At 70.9% G+C, this 19,936-nt stretch carries 19 protein-coding genes; 10 read left to right on the forward strand and 9 right to left on the reverse strand.

Features of this window, described 5'->3' with window-relative positions; genetic code table 11:
- Positions 1–256: 256 nt before the first annotated feature.
- The 7 genes from AC1DE0_RS06470 to AC1DE0_RS06500 all read right to left on the reverse strand — a co-directional run bounded on the left by AC1DE0_RS06470 (position 257) and on the right by AC1DE0_RS06500 (position 8,057).
- Complete coding sequence (locus tag AC1DE0_RS06470) at positions 257–1,069, reverse strand: glucosamine-6-phosphate deaminase (RefSeq protein WP_478098402.1); 813 nt, start codon at positions 1,067–1,069, stop codon at positions 257–259.
- The gene (locus AC1DE0_RS06475; RefSeq protein WP_478098403.1) at positions 1,069–2,064 is read right to left on the reverse strand and encodes an ROK family protein; all 996 of its coding nucleotides are present in this window, start codon (positions 2,062–2,064) and stop codon (positions 1,069–1,071) included. Before AC1DE0_RS06475 ends, AC1DE0_RS06470 begins: the two co-directional genes overlap by 1 nt.
- The gene (nagZ, locus tag AC1DE0_RS06480; RefSeq protein WP_478098404.1) at positions 2,061–3,485 is read right to left on the reverse strand and encodes a beta-N-acetylhexosaminidase; all 1,425 of its coding nucleotides are present in this window, start codon (positions 3,483–3,485) and stop codon (positions 2,061–2,063) included. The genes AC1DE0_RS06475 and nagZ overlap by 4 nt, the downstream gene beginning before the upstream one ends.
- Before the next feature lies 1 nt (position 3,486).
- A complete protein-coding gene (locus tag AC1DE0_RS06485; protein WP_478098406.1) occupies positions 3,487–4,347 on the reverse strand; it encodes a carbohydrate ABC transporter permease in 861 nt (286 codons plus the stop codon).
- The gene (locus AC1DE0_RS06490) at positions 4,347–5,294 is read right to left on the reverse strand and encodes a carbohydrate ABC transporter permease (RefSeq protein WP_478098408.1); all 948 of its coding nucleotides are present in this window, start codon (positions 5,292–5,294) and stop codon (positions 4,347–4,349) included. Before AC1DE0_RS06490 ends, AC1DE0_RS06485 begins: the two co-directional genes overlap by 1 nt.
- Before the next feature lie 106 nt (positions 5,295–5,400).
- Entirely contained in the window at positions 5,401–6,777 is a 1,377-nt protein-coding gene (locus AC1DE0_RS06495; protein ID WP_478098410.1) for an extracellular solute-binding protein, read from the reverse strand.
- A 152-nt stretch (positions 6,778–6,929) separates the two neighbouring features.
- The gene (locus AC1DE0_RS06500) at positions 6,930–8,057 is read right to left on the reverse strand and encodes an ROK family transcriptional regulator (protein ID WP_478098411.1); all 1,128 of its coding nucleotides are present in this window, start codon (positions 8,055–8,057) and stop codon (positions 6,930–6,932) included.
- A 100-nt stretch (positions 8,058–8,157) separates the two neighbouring features.
- Between AC1DE0_RS06500 and AC1DE0_RS06505 the strand changes: the two genes are divergently transcribed.
- From AC1DE0_RS06505 to AC1DE0_RS06525, 5 genes are all read left to right on the forward strand, one after another.
- On the forward strand, positions 8,158–8,433 hold the full coding sequence (locus AC1DE0_RS06505; protein WP_478098413.1) for a DUF2277 domain-containing protein: 276 nt from the start codon (positions 8,158–8,160) through the stop codon (positions 8,431–8,433).
- Between the two features lie 42 nt (positions 8,434–8,475).
- Positions 8,476–8,814, forward strand: coding sequence for a metallophosphoesterase (locus tag AC1DE0_RS06510; RefSeq protein ID WP_478099555.1), 339 nt, complete (start codon positions 8,476–8,478; stop codon positions 8,812–8,814).
- An 18-nt stretch (positions 8,815–8,832) separates the two neighbouring features.
- Positions 8,833–9,453 carry a class I SAM-dependent methyltransferase gene (locus AC1DE0_RS06515; RefSeq protein ID WP_478098415.1) on the forward strand — a complete coding sequence of 207 codons (621 nt, stop codon included), beginning with the start codon at positions 8,833–8,835 and terminating at the stop codon, positions 9,451–9,453.
- A gap of 95 nt (positions 9,454–9,548) precedes the next feature.
- Positions 9,549–10,259, forward strand: a complete 711-nt coding sequence (locus AC1DE0_RS06520) for a DNA alkylation repair protein (RefSeq protein ID WP_478098417.1) — start codon at positions 9,549–9,551, stop codon at positions 10,257–10,259.
- On the forward strand, positions 10,256–11,602 hold the full coding sequence (locus tag AC1DE0_RS06525; RefSeq protein WP_478098419.1) for an MATE family efflux transporter: 1,347 nt from the start codon (positions 10,256–10,258) through the stop codon (positions 11,600–11,602). The genes AC1DE0_RS06520 and AC1DE0_RS06525 overlap by 4 nt, the downstream gene beginning before the upstream one ends.
- Before the next feature lie 78 nt (positions 11,603–11,680).
- Here the strand turns inward: AC1DE0_RS06525 and AC1DE0_RS06530 are convergent, their stop codons facing one another.
- Both AC1DE0_RS06530 and iolC read right to left on the reverse strand, forming a co-directional pair.
- Complete coding sequence (locus AC1DE0_RS06530; RefSeq protein ID WP_478098421.1) at positions 11,681–12,328, reverse strand: MSMEG_6728 family protein; 648 nt, start codon at positions 12,326–12,328, stop codon at positions 11,681–11,683.
- A gap of 392 nt (positions 12,329–12,720) precedes the next feature.
- Positions 12,721–13,695 (reverse strand): 5-dehydro-2-deoxygluconokinase, encoded by a 975-nt coding sequence (iolC, locus tag AC1DE0_RS06535; RefSeq protein ID WP_478098423.1) that lies wholly within the window; start codon positions 13,693–13,695, stop codon positions 12,721–12,723.
- A 202-nt stretch (positions 13,696–13,897) separates the two neighbouring features.
- Here iolC and AC1DE0_RS06540 point away from each other — a divergent pair, with 202 nt between their 5' ends.
- The 5 genes from AC1DE0_RS06540 (at position 13,898) to AC1DE0_RS06560 (ending at position 19,723) form a co-directional block, all read left to right on the forward strand.
- A complete protein-coding gene (locus AC1DE0_RS06540; protein ID WP_478098425.1) occupies positions 13,898–15,229 on the forward strand; it encodes an ABC transporter substrate-binding protein in 1,332 nt (443 codons plus the stop codon).
- Between the two features lie 81 nt (positions 15,230–15,310).
- Positions 15,311–16,309 (forward strand): carbohydrate ABC transporter permease, encoded by a 999-nt coding sequence (locus AC1DE0_RS06545; RefSeq protein ID WP_478098427.1) that lies wholly within the window; start codon positions 15,311–15,313, stop codon positions 16,307–16,309.
- Positions 16,306–17,178: a carbohydrate ABC transporter permease gene (locus AC1DE0_RS06550; protein WP_478098429.1), complete on the forward strand. Its 873-nt coding sequence runs from the start codon at positions 16,306–16,308 to the stop codon at positions 17,176–17,178. The genes AC1DE0_RS06545 and AC1DE0_RS06550 overlap by 4 nt, the downstream gene beginning before the upstream one ends.
- Entirely contained in the window at positions 17,175–18,695 is a 1,521-nt protein-coding gene (locus tag AC1DE0_RS06555; RefSeq protein WP_478098431.1) for a GH1 family beta-glucosidase, read from the forward strand. The genes AC1DE0_RS06550 and AC1DE0_RS06555 overlap by 4 nt, the downstream gene beginning before the upstream one ends.
- On the forward strand, positions 18,692–19,723 hold the full coding sequence (locus tag AC1DE0_RS06560; RefSeq protein ID WP_478098434.1) for a LacI family DNA-binding transcriptional regulator: 1,032 nt from the start codon (positions 18,692–18,694) through the stop codon (positions 19,721–19,723). The genes AC1DE0_RS06555 and AC1DE0_RS06560 overlap by 4 nt, the downstream gene beginning before the upstream one ends.
- Positions 19,724–19,936: the final 213 nt, after the last annotated feature.

Below are 19,936 nucleotides of genomic sequence, written 5' to 3' on the forward strand. Positions count from 1 at the left end.
GCAAACCTAGGGCCGGGCTCCTCGGCACACAAGACGGCCTGTGGACAACCTGGGGACCCGCATCCCCGACACGCCGTCAACAGCTGTGGACAAGGTGTGTGAACAACTGTGCGCGTGTGGCCCGGGTCACAGCGCCTCATGCGGGATGACCTGCACAAAAGACCGTCCACCGCCTGTGGGTAACAAACCCGCACTGCCTGTGGAGTTTTCCACAATGGCGTCCAGGGCTGGGCTTCACCAAAGCGTGGTGCACCCTTTACCACGCCTGGGACGAGGGCGTATGCGGTTCGGCCAGACCCGCGGCCGAGGCGTCGTAGTAGTCCCGGTTGCGCAACTGACCCGCCGCGGCCTCGTCGAGGACGACGACGGCGTCGACGTGCCACTGGAGCACCGAGGCGGGGCACGAGGCCGACAGCGGGCCCTCGAGCGCAGCCGCCACAGCTTCAGACTTGGCGCCGCCGGAGGCGACGAGGACGAGGCGCCGGGCGTCCAGGACGGTGCCGAGACCCTGCGTGACGCAGTGCGTCGGCACCTCGTCGATCCCGTCGAAGAACCGCGCGTTGTCGGCCCGCGTGCGGTCGGACAGGCGCTTGACCCGGGTGCGCGAGGAGAGGGCGGACCCTGGCTCGTTGAACCCGAGGTGCCCGTTCGCGCCGATCCCGAGGATCTGCACGTCCACCCCACCGGCTCGCACCAGGAGCCACTCGTAGGCCGCCGCGCCCGCCACGAGGGCCGTCTCGTCGGCGCCGGACCCGTCGGGCACGTGGAGCCGGTCGGAGGGCAGACCCAGTGGCGCGCAGACCTCGCGCAACAGGACCTCGCGGTAGGACTGCGGATGCCCCGGCGCCAGGCCGACGTACTCGTCGAGCGCGAAGCCGCGGGCGCTCCTCAGGTCGAGCCGGCCCGCCGCCACGGCAGCCGCGAGCTCGGCGTAGAGCCCGAGGGGCGAGGAGCCGGTGGCGAGGCCCAGGACCGGCTCGCGCCGATCCGCCTCGACCAGGCCCTGCACCACGACCTCGGCAGCACGCCGGGCCACAGCGGCCGGCGTGGGCAGCACCAGGACCTCCATCAGCCCACCAGGCCGATGCGGTCGTCGGCGAAGCCGCGCCGACGCGCTAGGACGTCCGGTGCGTCGCCCAGAAAGGCCGCTCCGAGGGCGGCCACCGGGACATCCGACGGGAGCAGCTCCACTCGCCTCGGCAGGTCTAGCGCGGCGACGAGCGGCGACGAACGAGCCCGCCGCCGCAGGTCACCGCAGATGCCCTCGAGCAGCGGAGCACCCAGCGCAGCGAGACCGCCCCCGACCACGACCCGCTCTGCACCGGATGCCAGTGCCAGCAGCTGCACGGCGAGCCCGACGCCGGTGCACAACACGTCGACGGCCGCGGCCGCCGACGGGTCACCCCCGGCGGCCGCGACGAAGGGGTCGCGGTGCACCCGCCGGCCCTCCGGCCAGAGGCGTCCGAGCGCCGACCCCGACGCCACCGTCTCCAGGCAGCCGATCTGCCCGCACGTGCAGGGGGCGTCGCCGCCGATCGGAAGATGACCGATCTCCCCTGCCGCACCGTCGATCCCGCGGATCACGACGCCACCGCGCACGATCGCCGAGGCCAGGCCGGTGCCGAGGTTGAGGTACGCCATGGTCTGGGTGTCGGTCAGCGGCGCACCGAGCGCCCCATCGGCCGCCCCCTCGGCGGTCGAACGCAGCCGCCACGCCCCGAGTGCGGCCGCCTTGACGTCGTTCTCGACGAAGACGTCGGCGCCCAGCCGCGCCGAGAGCTCCGGACCGAGCGCGAGCCGATCGACGTCGAGGTTCACCGCGTGACGCGCGAGTCCCGTTGTGGGGTCGACGAGTCCGGGCATGCACGCGCCAATCGAGACCACCGGCGAAGACGCCTCGGCCCGCACCTCGTGCGCGAGCAGCACTGCCACGTCGACGACGTCTGTCGGGCCACGACCCGACGGTGCGGACGTGAAGGCGCGCACGGCGCCGTCCTCGGCGACGAGCGCGGCAGCCGTCTTCGTGCCACCGATGTCGATGCCGAGCCGTAGCACGCCGCTCATCTCGGGCGCTCCACCCCGAGGTAGCGGCCCAGGGCCTCGGCCACGACGACCGACCCCCCGAAGGTGACGAGGTCAGCGCCGCCGCGTGGCCAGCCGCAGTCGACGGTGAGTGTCGGGTGCCCTTGTGCACGAAGGCGTTCCGCGACAGCCCACAACGGGTGCCCGGCCGCCAGTCCGCGCCCGACCACGGCCACCTTGGCCCCCTCGGGGACCGCGCCTTCAGCGGTCGTCAGCCCAGCGGCATACGGCCCCCAGGCCACCCGCCCCACGGCGAGGTTCGGGTCGGAGGCAACCTGCACGATGACGGCGTCACACGGGGCATCGAGCCAGGCCTGCACGGCCGCACCCACCTGGAAGCCGCGCACGAGTGCCCCGTTGGACCAGGCGGGGACCTGTGCGGGCGCGTCGATGACGAGTGACTCCGCTGCAAAACCCTTGGAGAGCGCTGCGACTCGCGCAGCCGCCTCCTCGAGACGGTGGACGGGAAGCTGGCCCGTCCGGGCCGCTGCAACGACAGCGGCGACGACTGCGAGGAACTCCTCCTCGGTGGTCTCGGAGCCGACGCAGAGCAGGTCGCAGCCTGCGACCAGTGCGCGCACCGCTGCCTCCGGGATGCCGGTCTCTGCCGAGGCACCCGCCATGTCGAGGGCGTCGGACACGATGACGCCCTCGAAGCCGAGTCGTCCACGCAGCACGTCGCCGAGCACGGTCGACGAGAACGTCGCCGGGCGATCGGGGTCGATGGCCGAGACGACGACGTGCGAGGTCATGATGCAGGCGACCCGCGCCTCGATCGCCGCCCGGAACGGCTCCAGCTCACGCGCGTCGAGCACGTGGGCCTCGGCGTGCACGTGCGGCAGCGCCAGGTGCGAGTCGGTGACGGTGTCGCCGTGACCCGGGAAGTGTTTGGCGCACGCGGCGACCCCGACCGACTGCACACCCTCGACGAACGCCGCCGAGTGCCGGGCCACGCGCGCCGCGTCCGCGCCGAAGCTGCGCACCCCGATGACGGGGTTCTCGTCGGCCGAGTTCACGTCGACGACCGGTGCGAGGTCGAGGTTGATCCCGTATGCCGCCAGCTCGCGGCCGATGGTCGCCGCCGAGTCGCGCGTCAGCGCAGTGTCGTCGAGCCGCCCGAGCAGCGCGTTGCCGGGCTGGGTCGACCCGGTCGGGTAGTGCAGCCGGGTGACGTCGCCGCCCTCCTCGTCGACGGCGATGAGGAGGTCTGGTGCTGCTGACCGCAGCGACGCGCAGGGGCCCGCCAGCTGGTCGGGGCCGACGACGTTCGCACCGTAGAGGCACACCGACGCCAGCCCGGCGGCATACTCCCTGACCACCCAGTCGGGGACGGTGGTGCCGACGAAACCGGGCATGAGCGTGCTGAGGACGAGGCGCCGCAGCGCCTCAGGTGAATGCTCCATGTCAGCCCTTCACCGCCCCGCCCACGAGGCCGCTGCTCATCCGTCCCTGGACGATGAGGAAGAAGATGATGACGGGCACGGCGACGACGGTCGACGCGGCCATGACCTGACCCCAGTCGGTCTCGCGGGTCGCGCTCGCCTGGACGAAGCCGCGCAGCCAGAGCGGCAGCGTGCGCGACTGCTCCTCCGTCATGACGACCAGCGCCACGGTGAACTCGTTCCACGCCTGGAGGAAGGCGTAGACGCCGGATGCCACGAGCCCGGGAGCCAGCAACGGGAAGGTGATCCGCAGGAAGGCCTTGGTGCGCGAGAGCCCGTCGACCATGGCAGCCTCCTCCAGCTCGATCGGCACGCCGGCGACGAACCCGCGCAGCATCCAGACGGTGAACGGCACGACCGCGGCGGTGTAGAGGATCGCGAGCCCGATGACGTTGTTGAGCAGGCCGACGCTGCTCATCATCTTGTACTGCGCGATGAAGAGGCCCTCGGCCGGCAGCATCTGGATGAGCAGGAGCGCGAGCACGAACGACCGTCGTCCACGGAAACGGAAGCGGCTGATCGCGAGCGCCCCGAGGAACGCGATGACGATGGCGGCCGCAACCGTCGTCAGGGTCACGGCGAGCGAGATGCTCAGGGCCCGAACGAATCCGGGGTCGTCGAAGATCGCGCGGAAGTTGTCGAACGACCCGCCGAAGGGCAGGAAGGTCGGCGTGGTGCGCTGCAGCGTCACCTTGTCGAGGAATGCCGAGTTGAGCATCCAGTAGACGGGGAAGGCCCACACGAGCGCGAGCCCGACGGCGAGGACCGTGAGCAGCGTGCGTCGCGTCGACCGGCGCGGACGCACGAGGGCGGAGGTGCTCATCAGGACTCCTCCTTCATGAGGGAGCGGACGTAGTACCAGCTCACCGCGACGGTGAGGACGAGCATGAGGATCGAGACGGCGCTGGCCATGCCGAAATCGCCGGCGCCCGTGCCGAGCTGGTAGATGTACGTGCCGAGCAGGTGGGTCTCGTTGGCCACGCCGCCGGCGTCCTGGAGCAGCTTGACCTGCGTGAAGACCCGCAGGTCCCAGATCAGCTGGAGCAGCAGCACGATGGAGATCACCGGCCGCACGAGCGGCAGGATGATGAGGCGCAGCCGCTGCCAGCCCCCTGCCCCGTCGATCTCGGCGGCCTCGAGCACCTCTGGCGAGAGCTGCGTGAGCCCGGCATAGATCGACAGTGCCACGAAGGGCACGCTCATCCACACGACGACGACCGCGGCCACGACGAAGAACGACAGCGGCTGCACGAGCCAGTTGTGACCCGCCGCGTCGACCCCGACGCGTTCGAGGAGCCAGTTGAGCAGACCGTTGCGCCAGTTGACGATCCAGGTCCAGACCGTCATCGAGGCGACGACGGGCATCGCCCAGGCGAGCAGCAGGGCGACCTGCAGGGCGAGGCGGGCGGCACGGCCGACCGCACCCATGAGGAGTGCGAGCCCGAGGCCGACGCCCACCGTGACGAGGGCGCAGACGACGCAGAAGGCGAGGGAGCGCCCGACAATGAGCCAGAGGTCGCCGTCGGTGAGCAGGGCGCGGTAGTTGTCGAGTCCGACCCATTCGGGCGGCTGCCCGAACTGCTGGGCTAGACCGAACTTCTGGAGGCTCGTGACGACCTGCCAGCCGACGGGGTAGCCGAGGGCGGCGACGAGGATCAGCAGCGTCGGCACGATGAGGAGCGCGGGGAGGCTCCGACGCGGGGGCAGGGGCGCACTGCCAGTGTCGGGTTCGTGGAGGGTCTCGGGCGGGGCGGTCGCCGTCGTGGTCATGGGTCTGGCCTTTCGAGCGGGTGGCCTCTTCGAGCCTGGGGGCCGGCGGCCGGGTTGWGGGGACCCGGCCGCCGGGGCTGGCGTCAGGCGCGCTGACGCGTGGCCGTCACTTGAGGTTGAGCAGGGGCGTGATCTTCGCGTCGTACTCCTTGGCGAGGGCGGTGAGGTCGGCGGCGTCGCGGATCTTGGAGAAGAACTCCTCCATGATCGACTTCGACTCGACGACCGCCCAACCCGGCGCAGCCGGGGTCAGCTTGGAGTTCGACGCGGACTCGACGAGGGCCTTGGCGAACTCGTCGTCGCCGAGCGAGCTGACGTAGTCGCTGTTGGCCGGGCCGAGGCCGGCGCCGCCGAGCTTCTTCTGGTAGTCGGCCGAGAAGATGATCTTGAGCAGCTCGCGCGACAGTGCCTGGTTCTGGCTGGCCTTGGAGATCGCGATGTTCGAGCCGCCGGCGAAGACGGGGGCAGGCTTGCCGTCGTTGCCGGGCAGGACGAACGCGGTGAACTTCTTGTCGTTCCACTCGCGCACCTTCTTGCCGTCCTTCTCCTTGAGGTCACCGATCGACCAGTGCGCCCAGCCCGGCGCCATGATCGTCGCGGCCGCGAGGGACGTCTTGCCGGTGACCTTCTGGTTCTCGTCGAGGATCTCGTCGGCGTCGTTGACGTAGAGCCACGGCGTCTGGTCCTTCGCGTCGGCCGGGGCCTTGGACGCGTTGCGGTAGAGGTCCTGAAGCTGGGTCAGCCCCTTGATCGTGTTGGGGTCGGAGAGGGTCGAGACCCACTGGCCGTTCTCCTGCTTGGCCAGCTCGCCGCCGTTGGCGAAGACCCACGAGATGCCGTTGCGCCAGTCCTGGCCGCCGAGGAAGAAGCCGCTGAAGTTCTTGATGCCGCGCGGGTTCTTGGCCGTGATCGTCTTGACCGCGGAGTTGAACTCGTCGAGCGTCTTGGGTGCGGCGACCCCCGCCTCTTTCCAGAGGTCGGCGCGGGCGAACATGTAGCGCGACCCGAAGTAGTAGGGCAGGGCGTACTGCTTGCCCTCGACGGTGCCGACGTCGACGAAGGACTGGAGCAGCTTGCTGCCGCCGAGCTCCTGGTAGACGTCGGAGAGGTCGCTGAACGCGCCGACGTTGGTGAAGGTCGGGCTCTGGGTGTTGCCGATCTCGGTGACGTCCGGCGTGTTCTTCGAGTCGGGCAGGGCCGTCGTCAGCTTGGTGACGAGGTCGGGCCACGCCTGCTCCTCGATCTTGAGGGTCGCGCCCGTCTTCGCCTTGAAGGTGTCCTGCAGGTAGGTGCGCAGCTCCTTGGGGGTGTCGGTGCCGGCGAGCCAGAGCGTGATGCTCTTGCCCGCGTTGCCGGCAGGGCCGCCCGCACCGGACGCGGCCGCGGAGGGGTTGGTGGTCGAGCCGGTCGCGCCGCCGCCGCACGCGGTGAGCAGCAGCGCCGCGGTGGTCGTGGCTACCGCCAGACCGAGGGTCTTCTTCATTCCTGGTTCCTTTCGAAAGGCCGCGGTGCGGACCGGTTGTTCGCTGACGCGAGAGGAGGGGTTGGACCCGTGGAGGGGAGTGACGGACGAGGGAGAGGGCGTATGCCGTGTGGTTCGGCGGGGACGGACCGCTGGGTCCGCGCCGGGCGAGATCAGGCGACGCCGAGCTGGTCCCAGAGGACGAGCACGGCGGCGCCGCGGAGGACGATGTCGTCGGGGCGGTATGCGAGGCGCACCGTGAGGTCGGTGGTGGTGCGGGCGAGGAGCCGCGCGTGCAGGGTCTCGTCGAGGGCGTCGCGCAGCACCCCGCCGAGCAGGTGCTCGGGGCCGCTCAGCACGATTTCGGACAGGTCGAGAGCAGCGACGACCGGTGCGAGCGCGATGCCGAGACGTTCGCCGGCCTCACGGAGCGGCTCGTCGTCGTGGGCCGCCGCGAGCGCCTTCTCGAGGTTCGGCGCCGACACCCACGTCTCGAGGCAGCCGACCTTGCCGCAGCGACAGGCGGCGCCACCGTCGGTGCCGACCGTGACGTGTCCGATCTCGCCGCTGGCGAAGTGGGCGCCTCGCACCCGCTGGCCGCCGACGATGAGGCCGCCGCCGACGCCGCGTCCGACCTTGACGAGGATGAGGTCGTCGCCGCCCTCGCCCAGGGTGTAGTCGGCGTGGACCGCGGCATCGGCGTCATTGACCACGAAGACGGGCAGATCGGTGGCGTCGGCGACGATGTCGCGCAGCGGCACGTCGGTCCAGCCGAGGTTCGGGGCCGTGCCGACGACGCCCCCGGGGCCGACGATGCCCGGGGTGCCGATGCCGATGCCGAGGATGGGCGCCGTGGCGGCGGCGACGACCTCGCCCACGAGGTCGAGCACGGTGTCGACGACGGACTGCCCGGTGTCGTCGCCGATCGGGCGCTCGGCGCGCACGAGGATGTTGCCGTCGAGGTCGAGCACCGCGGCGCGGAGCACCTCGTGCTCGGCGAGGTCGACGCCGATGGCCTGCAGGCCGGTGCGGTTGACGTCGACGAGGGTGCCGGGCTTGCCCGGGCGTACGATCCCCGACGGGCCGAGCTCGACGGCGTGCCCGCTGTCCATCAGCTCGGACACGAGGTCCGACACCGTCACCTTGCTCATGCCGAGGCGGCGAGCGAGGTCGGCGCGGCTCATCGCGCCGACGGAGTAGAGCATCTGCAGCACGAGCGACAGGTTGTGCCGCCGGCCGTGGGCAGGCAGAACGGCGGTGCGGGTGGAGACCCGTCGGGCTCGCGGCAGTGCGGTGTTCATGGGAGTTAGTAAAGTTTACTAACTCCCAATTGGCAACCCCCCGGACGCCGGCAGTTCACTGGGACCCGTTGCGTCGGTGGAGCGACCTAAAGTCGTACGCATGTGCCGCAACATCCGACAGCTCCACAACTTCGAGCCCGCCGCCACGTCGGACGAGGTGCGCGCCGCCGCGCTGCAGTACGTCCGCAAGGTGAGTGGCAGCACCAAGCCCAGCCACGCCAACCAGCACGCGTTCGACGAGGCCGTCGAGGCGATCGCCCACGCGACCCAGCACCTCCTCGAGCACCTGACGACGAGCGCCCCGCCGAAGGACCGCGACGTCGAGCGCCAGAAGGCCCGCGAGCGCAACGCGGCTCGCTTCGGCACCCCCGCCTGAGCCCCGACGCCGGCATCCCCTTGTCGACCCCTCGTCACCGACCTGCATGTCGGGCCGATCCGCGACGCCGGTTTCACCCGCCGCGTCGTCGACCAGGTCAACGCACAGCGACCCGACGTCGTCGTGCTCGGCGGCGACCTCATCGACGGCAAGGTGGCCCAGGTCTCCGAGGCCCTCGCACCCCTGGCCGACCTCGAGGCGCCACTCGGCGTCTTCGCGGTCAACGGCAACCACGAGTTTGCGCCAGCAGCCCGTCATCGACGGTCTCGGCACGGTCGGGGACGTGCCCGTCCTGACCAGTCGCGGGGCCGGCGCCTGGAGCCCGCGAGTTCGTGTGCTCACTCCTCCGGAATTCCCCTGATCACCCTGCGGGCGGGCTGACCCGCCTACGCTGCCGGCATGGGCTTCTGGGCGAGACAGGTCACGCCGCGAATCGTCGCCGGCAACGAGAGCCCCGCCATCCGTGAGGTGCGCGGCCGCGCCTGCGCCGGCCTGCGGGGCGAGGTCGTCGAGCTCGGGTTCGGCAGCGGCAACAACATCGGCCTCTACCCGGTCGAGGTGACCCGGATCATCGCGGTCGAACCGTCCGACGTCGGGTGGAGCCTCGGCGCCGAGGCACGCGCGGGGTCCCCCATCGCGATCGAGCGCGGGGGGCTCGACGGGCAGCGCCTCGACCTGGCCGACGCCAGCGTCGACAGCGTGCTCTCGACCCTGACCCTGTGCACCATCCCAGATGCCGCGACGGCCCTCTCCGAGGTGCGCCGCGTGCTGCGCCCGGGCGGTGCTCTCCACTTCCTCGAGCACGGCCTCTCACCCGACGAGGGCATCCGACGCTGGCAGCACCGGCTCGAGCCGATCCAGAAGAGGGTCTTCGACGGCTGCCACCTGACCCGACCCATCGACGAGCTCGTCGAGCAGTCGGGGCTCGTCATGGAGCAGGTCGACCGCACCTACCTCCCGCTGCCGAAGCTCATGCGCCCGTGGGCCTTCGGCTACCTCGGCCGGGCGACCAAGCGCTGAACCCCCTCCGGGCACAGGCTCCTCGCCGCCCCGCCCTCGACCTGACGGTCCTGGACGGCTGAAGTTCCGTCGGCAGGGCCGACTACGGTGGGCGCATGACGACCGGTCCGCACCCCGACCTCGTGTCGGCGGTGCGGGCCGCTCTCGAGCAGCAGGCCGACCCGGTCCGCGCCGCCGGCCAGCAGCGCCACATGAAGTCGGCGCTGCCGTACTTCGGTCTCACCTCGCCGCAGCTCAAGGCCGCCCTCGGCCCCCTGCTGCGCGACCCCGCCCTCTCGATGGAGTCACGCGACCAGTGGGTGGCCACGATCCGCGCTCTCTGGGACGGCGCCACGCACCGCGAGCAGTGGTATGCCGCCATCGCCCTCGCTCGCCACCGCCCCTACCGGGCGTGGGTCGACAGCGACGCGATGCCGTTGTGGGAGAGCCTGATCCGGTCAGGCGCCTGGTGGGACGTCGTCGACGACATCGCGACGCACCTGGTCCGCGACACCGTCCTCGCCACCCCGCCGGTCGAGGGCCTGAGGATGCTCGGCTGGGCGGCTGCCGACTCGCTGTGGGTGCGCCGTGCGGCGATCATCTGCCAGGTCGGTGCCGGCGCGCGGCTCGACCACTCCCTGCTGGCCGACGTCATCGAGCCGAACATCGACGACCGAGACTTCTTCAGCCGCAAGGCCATCGGCTGGGCCCTGCGTGACCACGGGCGGCACGACCCCGACTGGGTGCTTGCCTTCGTCGCCGCCCACCCCGACCTCTCGGGCCTGTCGCGACGCGAGGCGCTCAAGCACCTCGGGGCGCCGGCGTGAGCGACCCTTCCGCCGATGCAGATCGCCCGAGCCACCGGCGCGAGATCGTCCGGCTGGCGGTGCCCGCGTTCCTCGCCCTCATCGCCGAGCCTCTCTTCCTGCTGGCCGACTCGGCCATCATCGGCCACCTCGGCACAGCCGAGCTCGCGGGCCTGGGAGTCGCGAGCGCCGCCCTCGTCACGGCCGCCGGCATCTTCGTCTTCCTCGCCTACGGCACGACGAGCGTCGTCGCCCGCCATCTCGGCGCCGGTGACGAGAGCTCCGCGATCAGCGCCGGCATCGACGGACTGTGGCTCGCGGTCGGCCTCGGGGTCGTCACGGCGGCAGTGGTCGCCGCCGGGGCCCGTCCGATCAGCGCGGTGTTCGGTGCGTCACCGGCCGCGCTGGAGCAGGCGACGACCTACCTGCGCATCTCCGCCTTCGGCATCCCGGCCATGCTCGTCATCCTCGCCGTCACGGGTGTGCTGCGTGGCCTCCAGGACACCACGACACCGCTCGTGGCGTCGGTCGTGGGCTTCGGCGCCAACATCGCGCTCAACCTCCTCTTCGTCTACGGACTGCACTGGGGCATCGCCGGATCCGCGTGGGGCACGGTCATCGCGCAGACCGGCATGGGCCTGGCTCTCGTCGCCGTGCTGCTCGCGAGGTCGCGGGCGCGGCAGGCCCGGCTGCGCCCCCACCCGGGGCGTGTCCTCGCGGCCGCGCGCACCGGCGTACCGCTCCTCGTGCGCACCCTGGCCCTGCGCGCGACTCTGCTCGTCACGACGTGGGTCGCGGCCTCACTCGGCGACGTGCCCCTCGCCGCCCACCAGGTCGCCATGACGCTGTGGTCGTTCCTCGCGTTCGCGCTCGACGCCCTCGCGATCGCCGGTCAGGCGATCACCGGTCGGGCTCTGGGCGCCGGTGACCGCGAGGGGGTGCGGGTCGCGATGGGCACGATGGTGCGCTGGGGCGTGTGGGGCGGTCTCGGCCTGGGTCTGCTCCTGGCCGCCCTCCACTCGGTCATCCCACCGCTCTTCACCACCGACCCCGCCGTCCGGAGCGCCCTGGGCGCTGCCCTCGTCGTCGTGGGCCTGGGGCAAGCAGTCGCCGGCTACGTCTTCGTGCTCGACGGAGTGCTCATCGGCGCCGGAGACGGCGCCTGGCTCGCGGGGGGCATGGTCATCACCTTCGTCGGGTACCTGCCGTTCATCCTCGCCGTGCGGGCCTCGGGGCCGAGCGGCTCCCCCAGCCGCGACGTCGTCGTGCTCTGGACGGCCTTCACGGCGTTCATGGTGATCCGCGCCGTCGTGCTCGGCTGGCGTGCCCGCGGCGACGCCTGGATGGTCGTCGGCGCCCGCTGACCCGCTGACGACTATCGTCCGCGCGGTCTGCTGCGTCGCTGGCGGCGCGCGCTGTCCGGGCGTTCGCGCGCCACCTGGCTAGGCGGTGGGTCGGTCAGACCGGTCCGCCGCCGGAGCGTCGTGGGGCCGGCCGTCCCCGTCGAGGCGGCGCCGGCGCGTCTCCCACGCTTTGCGGGCCGCCGCGCTGCGGGAGAGACGCGCCTTCTCGCGGGCGCGCTCCTCGCGGCGACGGGCAGCTTCGGCCTGACGACGCTCCCGCTCGAGCACTGCCTCGGAACGCACCGGCCAGACGTACGGGAGGTCGGGCGGCACTTCGGGGAAAATCGCGGCGTAGTGCGCCGGGTCCTTGCGCACGAGAGCGGACCGGTGGCTGCGCTGCACGTCCTCGTCGGCCAGCCACGGGGGCAGGGAGGCCTCGGCCACCAGGGTGTCGAAGTCACGTATCTGGGTGACACCGGCGGTCGCGAGGTCGGCCTGGATGGTGCCGGCGCACGTGTCGTCGAACCCGCGACCGACCCACTCGTCGCACATGGCCCGGCCGTACGAGCCGAGCGCCTCCTCGTAGCCCTTCCACATGAGCACCGCAGGATGCGACGCCCACGCGTAGCCCGCCACCGTGAGCGCCCGCACGATCTGAATGACCTCCACGCGCTGCTTGCCGAGCCGCCTCATGTCGAGCACCTCAGCGGTGCGGGCGAAGTCGGCATATGGCACGAATGTCTGCACGTGCTCCTCCTCCCAGCCCGGGTCACGCCGGTGAGCGCGACACGGGCTGCATACCCGACCGTCCCGCGGCGCGACTCCCCCGATGCCATCGAGCTGCCTTCGGGCGACGGTGCGGTGAGTCAGAGGCAACTACTACGCCATTCCCAGCGTTCTTTAAGGTGCGGCGTTCATAGTCGATCTCGTGAGTTGCTCCTGTGCGACTCGGTGATTTCCTCCCCCTGTCGGATCATCGGGTCAAAGGGCACCCGCCTCTGCTGGCCGAGTTCGGCGACAAGACCAGCAGGGGCGGGTTTTCTCTTTCCCGGGCCAACTCCGGCTCGATGTATTCGACGGTCACCCGTGATCGTCGGATACATCGAAGGCGCGGAAGGGGCGAGCGCGCCGTTGCCGCGTCAGAAGGCGCCGTCGGCCACCTCGACGTCCGACAGCAGCTCTTGCACCTCGGCCGTCGTCGGCATCGCGGTGGAGCACTCGAACCGGCCTGCGACCAGGGCTCCGGCCACGTTGGCGAAGTGCAGCGTCCGCTCGAGGTCCCAGCCCTCCAGCAGCCCGTGCACGAGCGCACCACCGAACGCGTCGCCGGCTCCCAGTCCGTTGACGACCCGCACCGGGAACGGCCCGACCGAAACCCTCTCGCTGGGCGTGACGGCCGTGACGCCGCGAGGACCGAGCTTGACCACAGCGAGCTCGACGCCGGCCTCGAGCAACCGTTGGGCGGCCCGCTCGGGGTCTGACTCGCCGGTGGCGACCTCGCACTCCTCGACATTGCCCACGGCGACAGTGACCTTTCCCAGGGCGTCCCGCACCTGCCGCCGAGCCTCGTCGCGATCCGACCAGAACATGGCGCGGTAGTCGAGGTCGAGCACCGTCAGCGGCGCCCGACCACGCTCTTCCCAAGCCGCGTGGTGAGCTGCCCGGCTGGGTTCCTGGCTGAGCCCGGTCGCTGTGGACCAGTGGACCCGTGCTTGCCGAATCGCCTGCAGCGGAAGGGAATCCGCCGTGATGAGAAGGTCAGGCGCAATGGGATAGCGATAGAACCAGATGGGGAAGCTGTCGGGCGGGAAGATCTCGCAGAAGGTGACCGGGGTCGGCGGGCCACCGCTGATGGTCTGGACGTGGGCGTCGTCGACACCGAGCTGCAGCAGCTCGCGGTGCACGAATCGACCGAAGGCGTCGTCGGCCACGGCGCTGACCAGGGCGACCCGGCGTCCGTGACGCACGGCCGCGACGCTGACGTTGGCCGCGCTGCCGCCGAGGAACTTCTCGAAGGTGCGCACCTCGTCGAGGGGCACACCGTGCTGCAACGGGTAGAGGTCGACGCCGACGCGTCCGATCGCCACGAGGTCGTAGGTGGTCGTGCTCGTCATCGGGAGCCTCTCGCTCGGCGACGGTGCCTGAGCGCACCACGCTAGCCGCCGGCCAGCCGTCACGCGGTGTCACGGAATGGTCACGGGGCTTGACGGCGACACCGAACGCCCTTCATTCTCTCCCGTGAGAGCGCTCTCACACTTCCCTCCACGCACGGAGAGCGCTCCCACCCATCCGGGGATGAGACCGAAGGAGCTCTCCATGACATCCCGTTCCATGCGGACCGGCACGCCCGCCGTGCGCTCGCGCCACGTCGCCCTCGCCACCCTGACGGTCGGCCTGCTCGCCCTTTCGGCCTGCAGCTCGGGCTCGGGCGGCGACGGCACCGCCACCCAGGCCGGCGCAGCGACCTCTGCCGGCGGCGGACAGGTCACCCTGACGCTCGCCACGTTCAACCAGTTCGGCTACGAGGACCTCATCCCGGAGTTCGAGAAGACGCACCCGAACATCAAGGTCACCCACAAGAAGGCGGCCACCTCCAACGAGGCCCGCGACAACTTCTTCACCCGCCTCTCCGCCGGCAGCGGCATGGCCGACGTCGAGGCCGTCGAGGTCGACTGGCTTCCGGAGATGCTCCAGTTCTCCGACAAGTTCACCGACCTCAAGAGCGCCGACACCGACGGACGCTGGCTCGACTGGAAGGCCAAGGCCGCCACCGACGCCGAGGGCCACCTGATCGGCTACGGCACCGACTCCGGCCCCGAGGCGATCTGCTACCGCAGCGACCTCTTCAAGGCCGCCGGCCTGCCGAGCGACCGCGCATCCGTGGCGAAGATGTTCGGCACCACCTGGGAGAGCTACTTCGCCGCCGGCAAGCAGTTCAAGGCCAAGTCGAAGGTGCCGTTCTTCGACAGCATCGGCGCCACCTACCAGGGCATGGTCAACCAGCTCCCGGCCGCCTACGAGAACCCGGGCGACGACTCCATCACCGCCACCGACAACGCCGACGTCAAGAAGATCTACCAGCAGGTCGTGACCGCCGGCATCACCGACGGGCTGTCGGCCAAGCTGCAGCAGTGGGGCGACGACTGGACCGCGTCGTTCCAGAAGGACGGCTTCGCCACGATGCTCTGCCCCGGCTGGATGGTCGGCGTCATCGAGGGCAACGCCAAGGGCGTCAAGGGCTGGGACGTCGCCAACACCTTCCCCGGTGGCGGTGGCAACTGGGGCGGCAGCTACCTCACCGTGCCGAAGCAGAGCGCCCACCCCAAGGAGGCCCAGGAGCTGGCCGACTGGCTGACGGCGCCGGAGCAGCAGGTGAAGGCCTTCCAGAAGGTCGGCGCCTTCCCGAGCCAGCAGCAGGCGCTCGAGAGCAAGGACCTGCTCGCCTTCAAGGTCGCCTCGTTCAACAACGCGCCGACCGGCCAGATCTTCGCCGACCGCGCCAAGGCCGTGACCGTCTCGCCGTACAAGGGCACGCACTACTTCGCGATCAACGACGCGATGCAGCAGGCGCTGACGCGGGTCGAGCAGGGCACCTCGCCGCAGGAGTCCTGGGACAAGTGGGTGGGCGACGTCAAGGCCCTCGGCTGACCTGACGCCTCAGCCGGCCCGTGGACGGCCCGGTGCGGCCCCCTCCCGCACCGGGCCGTCCACCCGACGATCGGAAGACGCATGACCCTCCAGACCACTGACCGCAGGACCGCATCGGCGGCGTCCGACGCCGCTCCGATGGCCGCGGAGCGCTCGCCCCTGAAGCCGCGCTCGCCGTGGCGGCGGCGCCTGACGAAGCTCGACGAGAAGGCCTCGCCCTACGCGTACGTCAGCCCGTTCTTCATCCTCTTCGGCATCGTCGGGCTCTTTCCGCTGCTCTACACGGCGTGGGTCTCGCTGCACCGGTGGAGCCTCATCGGTGGCCAGGGCGACTTCGTCGGCCTCAAGAACTACGCCGACGTGCTCGGGCAGCCGTTCTTCTGGAACGCCCTGAAGAACACGATCAGCATCTTCCTGCTCTCGAGCGTGCCGCAGATCGTCGCGGCGCTGCTCATCGCCGCCGCGCTCGACATCGGCCTCCGGGCCCGCACCTTCTGGCGGATGGGCGTGCTGCTGCCCTACGTCGTCGCGCCGGTGGCCGTGGCGCTGGTCTTCAGCGACCTCTTCGGCGACAAGTTCGGCCTCGTCAACCACCTGCTCGGCCTCGTCGGCGTCGACCCCGTGCAGTGGCACAAGGAGGTGCTGCCGAGCCACCTCGCCATCGCGACGATGGTGAACTTCCGCTGGACCGGCTACAACGCGCTCATCTTCCTCGCCGCGATGCAGGCGATCCCGCGCGACTACTACGAGGCCGCCCTCATCGACGGCGCCGGCCGGCGGCGCACCTTCTTCTCGATCACCGTCCCGCAGCTGCGCGCGACGATCATCTTCGTCGTCATCACCTCGACCATCGGTGGCCTGCAGATCTTCGACGAGCCCCGGATGTACGACCAGTACGGCCTCGGCGGTGCCGACCGGCAGTGGCAGACGCTGACGCTCTACCTCTACCAGCTCGGTTGGACCCAGAAGAACTTCGGCCGAGCCGCCGCCGTCGCCTGGATGCTCTTCCTCATCGTCGTCGTCTTCGCCCTCGTCAACTTCCTCGTCACCCGCCGGATCGCCTCGAAGGGACAGCGATGACCGCCTCGACCCTGGACCGTCCGCGCCGCTCACGCCCCACCCGGCTGGTGCGCCGCACCCAGGCCAGCCGGACGGCATACGTCCTCCTCGTCGTCGTGCTGCTCGCGTCGGCCTTCCCGCTCTGGTGGTCGTTCGTCATCGGCAGCAAGGACGCGGCTGCCATCGTGCAGGACCCGTACTCGCTCATCCCGGGCGGGCACTTCCTGCAGAACGCAGCCACCGTCGTCACGAGCGTGCCGTTCTGGAAGGCCCTGGGCAACAGCGTGCTCGTCAGCGGCACGGTGTCGCTGCTCGTCGTCCTCTTCTCGGCGCTGGCCGGTTTCGCGTTTGCGAAACTGCGCTTCCGGGGTCGGTCGGGCCTGCTCGTCTTCGTCATCACGACGATGGCGGTGCCGACCCAGCTCGGGATCGTGCCGCTGTTCATCGTCATGAGCAAGCTGGGGTGGATCGGTAGCGTCTGGGCCGTCATCCTGCCCAGCGCGGTGAGCGCCTTCGGCGTCTTCTGGATGACGCAGTACCTCCAGGAGGCGCTGCCCGACGAGCTCATCGAGGCCGCTCGCGTCGACGGCGCCTCGACGCTGCGCACCTTCTGGTCCGTGGCGCTGCCGGCCGCCCGACCCGGCGCCGCGATGCTGGCCCTCTTCACCTTCATCGCGACGTGGACCAACTTCTTCTGGCCGTTCATCGTGCTCGACCCCGGCAACCCCACCCTGCCCGTCGCGCTGCAGCAGCTGCAGGCCGCGCACTTCGTCGACTACTCGCTCGTGCTCAACGGGGTCGTGCTCATGGCGCTTCCCCTCATCGTCCTGTTCGTCGTCGCCGGGAAGCAGCTCGTCTCCGGCATCATGCAAGGAGCAGTCAAGGGATGACCGCCAACCCCACCACCTCGCTGAGCACGCCCGCGAGAAGCCTTGTCACGCAGGCTCGCCCGGTGCCGCAGGACTTCGTCCTCGGGGTCGCGACCGCGGCCTACCAGATCGAGGGCGCGCGGCACGTCGACGGCCGCACCGACTCGATCTGGGACACCTTCGCGCACACGCCGGGCGCCGTCGTCGGCGGCGACAACGGTGACGTCGCCTGCGAGCACCACACGAGGTATGCCGCCGACGTCGAGCTCATGCGGTCGCTCGGCATGCAGTCGTACCGCTTCTCGACGTCGTGGGGCCGGGTCTGCCCCGACGGCGGCCCCGTCAACGCGAAGGGCCTCGACTTCTACGAGCGGCTCGTCGACTCGCTCCTCGACGCCGACATCGCGCCCTGGCTGACGCTCTACCACTGGGACCTGCCGCAGGCCCTCGAGGACCGCGGCGGCTGGACCGCGCGCGAGACGGTCGACCGTTTCGTCGACTACTCCCTCGCGGTCCACGACCGGCTCGGCGACCGCGTGCGCACGTGGACCACCCTCAACGAGCCGTTCTGCTCGGCGTTCCTCGGCTACACGGCCGGCATGCACGCCCCCGGCCGGACGTCACCCGCCGACGGTCTCGCGGCCGCGCACCACCTGCTGCTCGCGCACGGCCGCGTCGTCCAGGAGCTCCGCGCCCGCGACGCCTCGCTCGAGCTCGGGCTGACCCTGAACTTCACCGTGGCCGACCCGGTCGACCCAACAGACCCGCGCGACGTCGACGCCGCCCGCCGCATCGACGGACAGATGAACCGGATCTTCCTCGACCCAGTCTTCCGCGGCCAGTACCCGGCCGACCTCCTCGAGGACGTCCGCCACCTGGGACTCGAGGACCACATCATGGACGGCGACCTCAAGGTCATCGCGACGCCCATCGACGTCCTCGGCGTCAACTACTACAACGGCGAGGCCATCGGTCACGAGCAGCCGGAGACGGCCCTCAACGACGCCCTCAACGGGGGCCGCGAGACCCGCTCGCCCTTCCCGGCCGCCGACGCCGCCCATCGCCACCCGCGCGGCCTGCCCGTGACCGCGATGGACTGGGAGATCCAGCCCGAAGGCCTGACCCGCCTGCTCGTGCGCCTGCACGAGGAGTACGCCGGTCCCGCGGGCGTCGCGCTGCACGTCACCGAGAACGGGGCCGCCTTCGACGACGTCGCCGACGAGGACGGCTTCGTCGACGACCGCGGGCGCACGGCATACGTCCGGGCGCACCTCGGCGCGATCCTCGACGCGGTCGACGCCGGGGTGCCCGTGCGCGGATACTTCTACTGGTCGCTGCTCGACAACTTCGAGTGGGCCTGGGGCTACGCGAAGCGCTTCGGTATCGTCCGAGTCGACTACGACACCCAGGTGCGCACGCCCAAGGCGAGCGCCCTCGACTACGCCCGCATCATCGCGACGCGCCAGCTGCTCCCCGCCGGAGACGCTGTCGCCACCGACGACCGGGGCGACGCACCCGCAGGAGGCACCGAGGCATGAGCGACGGGACGCTTGCAGCCCCGGTCGGGCGACCCACCCTCGAGGAGGTCGCCCGGGTGGCCGGCGTGTCGCGAGCCACGGTCTCGCGGGTCATCAACGGCTCGCCACGGGTCAGCCCCGACGTGCTCGCGGTCGTCGAGAAGGCCATCGCCGAGCTCAACTACGTGCCCAACCGCGCCGCCCGGTCGCTCGTGGCGCGCGCGACGATGTCGATCGCCCTGGTCGTGCCCGAGGACGCGCACCGCTTCTTCGGCGACCCGTACTTCGCCGATGTGGTCCAGGGCATCAGCGACCGGCTCGATGACAGCGACTACGTGCTCAACCTCCAGCTGACGCACCCGAGCTCGCCGTCGGAGAAGACCCGGCGCTACCTGCTCGGCGGCAACGTCGACGGTGCCCTCGTCGTGTCGCACCACTCCGGCGACCACTTCCTTGCCTCGCTCGGCCGGTCGCTCCCCGTCGTCTTCGGTGGCCGGCCGCTCGGCGACGTCGCGAACCCCGGCGACTACTACATCGACGTCGACAACCGGGCCGGGGCGCGGCACGGCGTCGAGCACCTCATCGCGTGCGGCCGCCGCAACATCGCGACGATCACCGGGCCGGCCGACATGCCCGCGTCCGTCGACCGCGAGCTCGGCTGGCGCGACGCCCTCGTCGCGGCCGGACTCTCCGACCACCGCGTCGGCCGCGGCGACTTCACCGAGGCCGGCGGCATCCGGGCCACCCTGGCGCTCGTCGACGAGCACCCCGACGTCGACGCGATCTTCGTCGCCAGCGACCTCATGGCGAGCGGTGCGCTCGTCGCGCTGGAGGAGCGGGGTCTCTCGGTCCCCCGCGACGTCGCCATCGTCGGCTTCGACGACAGCCCGTACGCCACCCGGGGCAAGATCGGCCTCACGACGGTGGCCCAGCCGGCGCAGGAGATGGGCGTGGTCATGGCCGACACGCTGCTGCGCCTGCTCGGCGGCGAGACGCCGCCCCGGGTCACGACGCTCACCACCAAGCTCGTCGAGCGCGACTCCACCTGACCACCCGGGGACCCAGCCGCCCCACCCGCCAAGTCGAGTGCCCACTTCCCGACGCGCCGCCCCGTCGAGTGCCCACTTCCCGACGTAGGAAACTGAGCACTCGACGTGGACGCGGCGTCGGAAACTGAGCACTCGACGCAAGGGGAGACGACGACCCAGACGAGTGCCCACTTCCCGACGCAGGTAACTGAGCACTCGACGCAAGGGGAGACG

The sequence above is a fragment of the Terrabacter sp. 05T424 genome, from assembly GCF_056396225.1.

Excerpts from the sequence above, each read along its gene's own strand:
- AC1DE0_RS06470 (WP_478098402.1), bottom strand. The coding sequence starts at position 1,069 with ATGGAGGTCCTGGTGCTGCCCACGCCGGCCGCTGTGGCCCGGCGTGCT.
- AC1DE0_RS06475 (WP_478098403.1), bottom strand. The coding sequence starts at position 2,064 with ATGAGCGGCGTGCTACGGCTCGGCATCGACATCGGTGGCACGAAGACG.
- nagZ (WP_478098404.1), bottom strand. The coding sequence starts at position 3,485 with ATGGAGCATTCACCTGAGGCGCTGCGGCGCCTCGTCCTCAGCACGCTC.
- AC1DE0_RS06485 (WP_478098406.1), bottom strand. The coding sequence starts at position 4,347 with ATGAGCACCTCCGCCCTCGTGCGTCCGCGCCGGTCGACGCGACGCACG.
- AC1DE0_RS06490 (WP_478098408.1), bottom strand. The coding sequence starts at position 5,294 with ATGACCACGACGGCGACCGCCCCGCCCGAGACCCTCCACGAACCCGAC.
- AC1DE0_RS06495 (WP_478098410.1), bottom strand. The coding sequence starts at position 6,777 with ATGAAGAAGACCCTCGGTCTGGCGGTAGCCACGACCACCGCGGCGCTG.
- AC1DE0_RS06500 (WP_478098411.1), bottom strand. The coding sequence starts at position 8,057 with ATGAACACCGCACTGCCGCGAGCCCGACGGGTCTCCACCCGCACCGCC.
- AC1DE0_RS06505 (WP_478098413.1), top strand. The coding sequence starts at position 8,158 with ATGTGCCGCAACATCCGACAGCTCCACAACTTCGAGCCCGCCGCCACG.
- AC1DE0_RS06515 (WP_478098415.1), top strand. The coding sequence starts at position 8,833 with ATGGGCTTCTGGGCGAGACAGGTCACGCCGCGAATCGTCGCCGGCAAC.
- AC1DE0_RS06520 (WP_478098417.1), top strand. The coding sequence starts at position 9,549 with ATGACGACCGGTCCGCACCCCGACCTCGTGTCGGCGGTGCGGGCCGCT.
- iolC (WP_478098423.1), bottom strand. The coding sequence starts at position 13,695 with ATGACGAGCACGACCACCTACGACCTCGTGGCGATCGGACGCGTCGGC.
- AC1DE0_RS06540 (WP_478098425.1), top strand. The coding sequence starts at position 13,898 with ATGACATCCCGTTCCATGCGGACCGGCACGCCCGCCGTGCGCTCGCGC.
- AC1DE0_RS06545 (WP_478098427.1), top strand. The coding sequence starts at position 15,311 with ATGACCCTCCAGACCACTGACCGCAGGACCGCATCGGCGGCGTCCGAC.
- AC1DE0_RS06550 (WP_478098429.1), top strand. The coding sequence starts at position 16,306 with ATGACCGCCTCGACCCTGGACCGTCCGCGCCGCTCACGCCCCACCCGG.
- AC1DE0_RS06555 (WP_478098431.1), top strand. The coding sequence starts at position 17,175 with ATGACCGCCAACCCCACCACCTCGCTGAGCACGCCCGCGAGAAGCCTT.
- AC1DE0_RS06560 (WP_478098434.1), top strand. The coding sequence starts at position 18,692 with ATGAGCGACGGGACGCTTGCAGCCCCGGTCGGGCGACCCACCCTCGAG.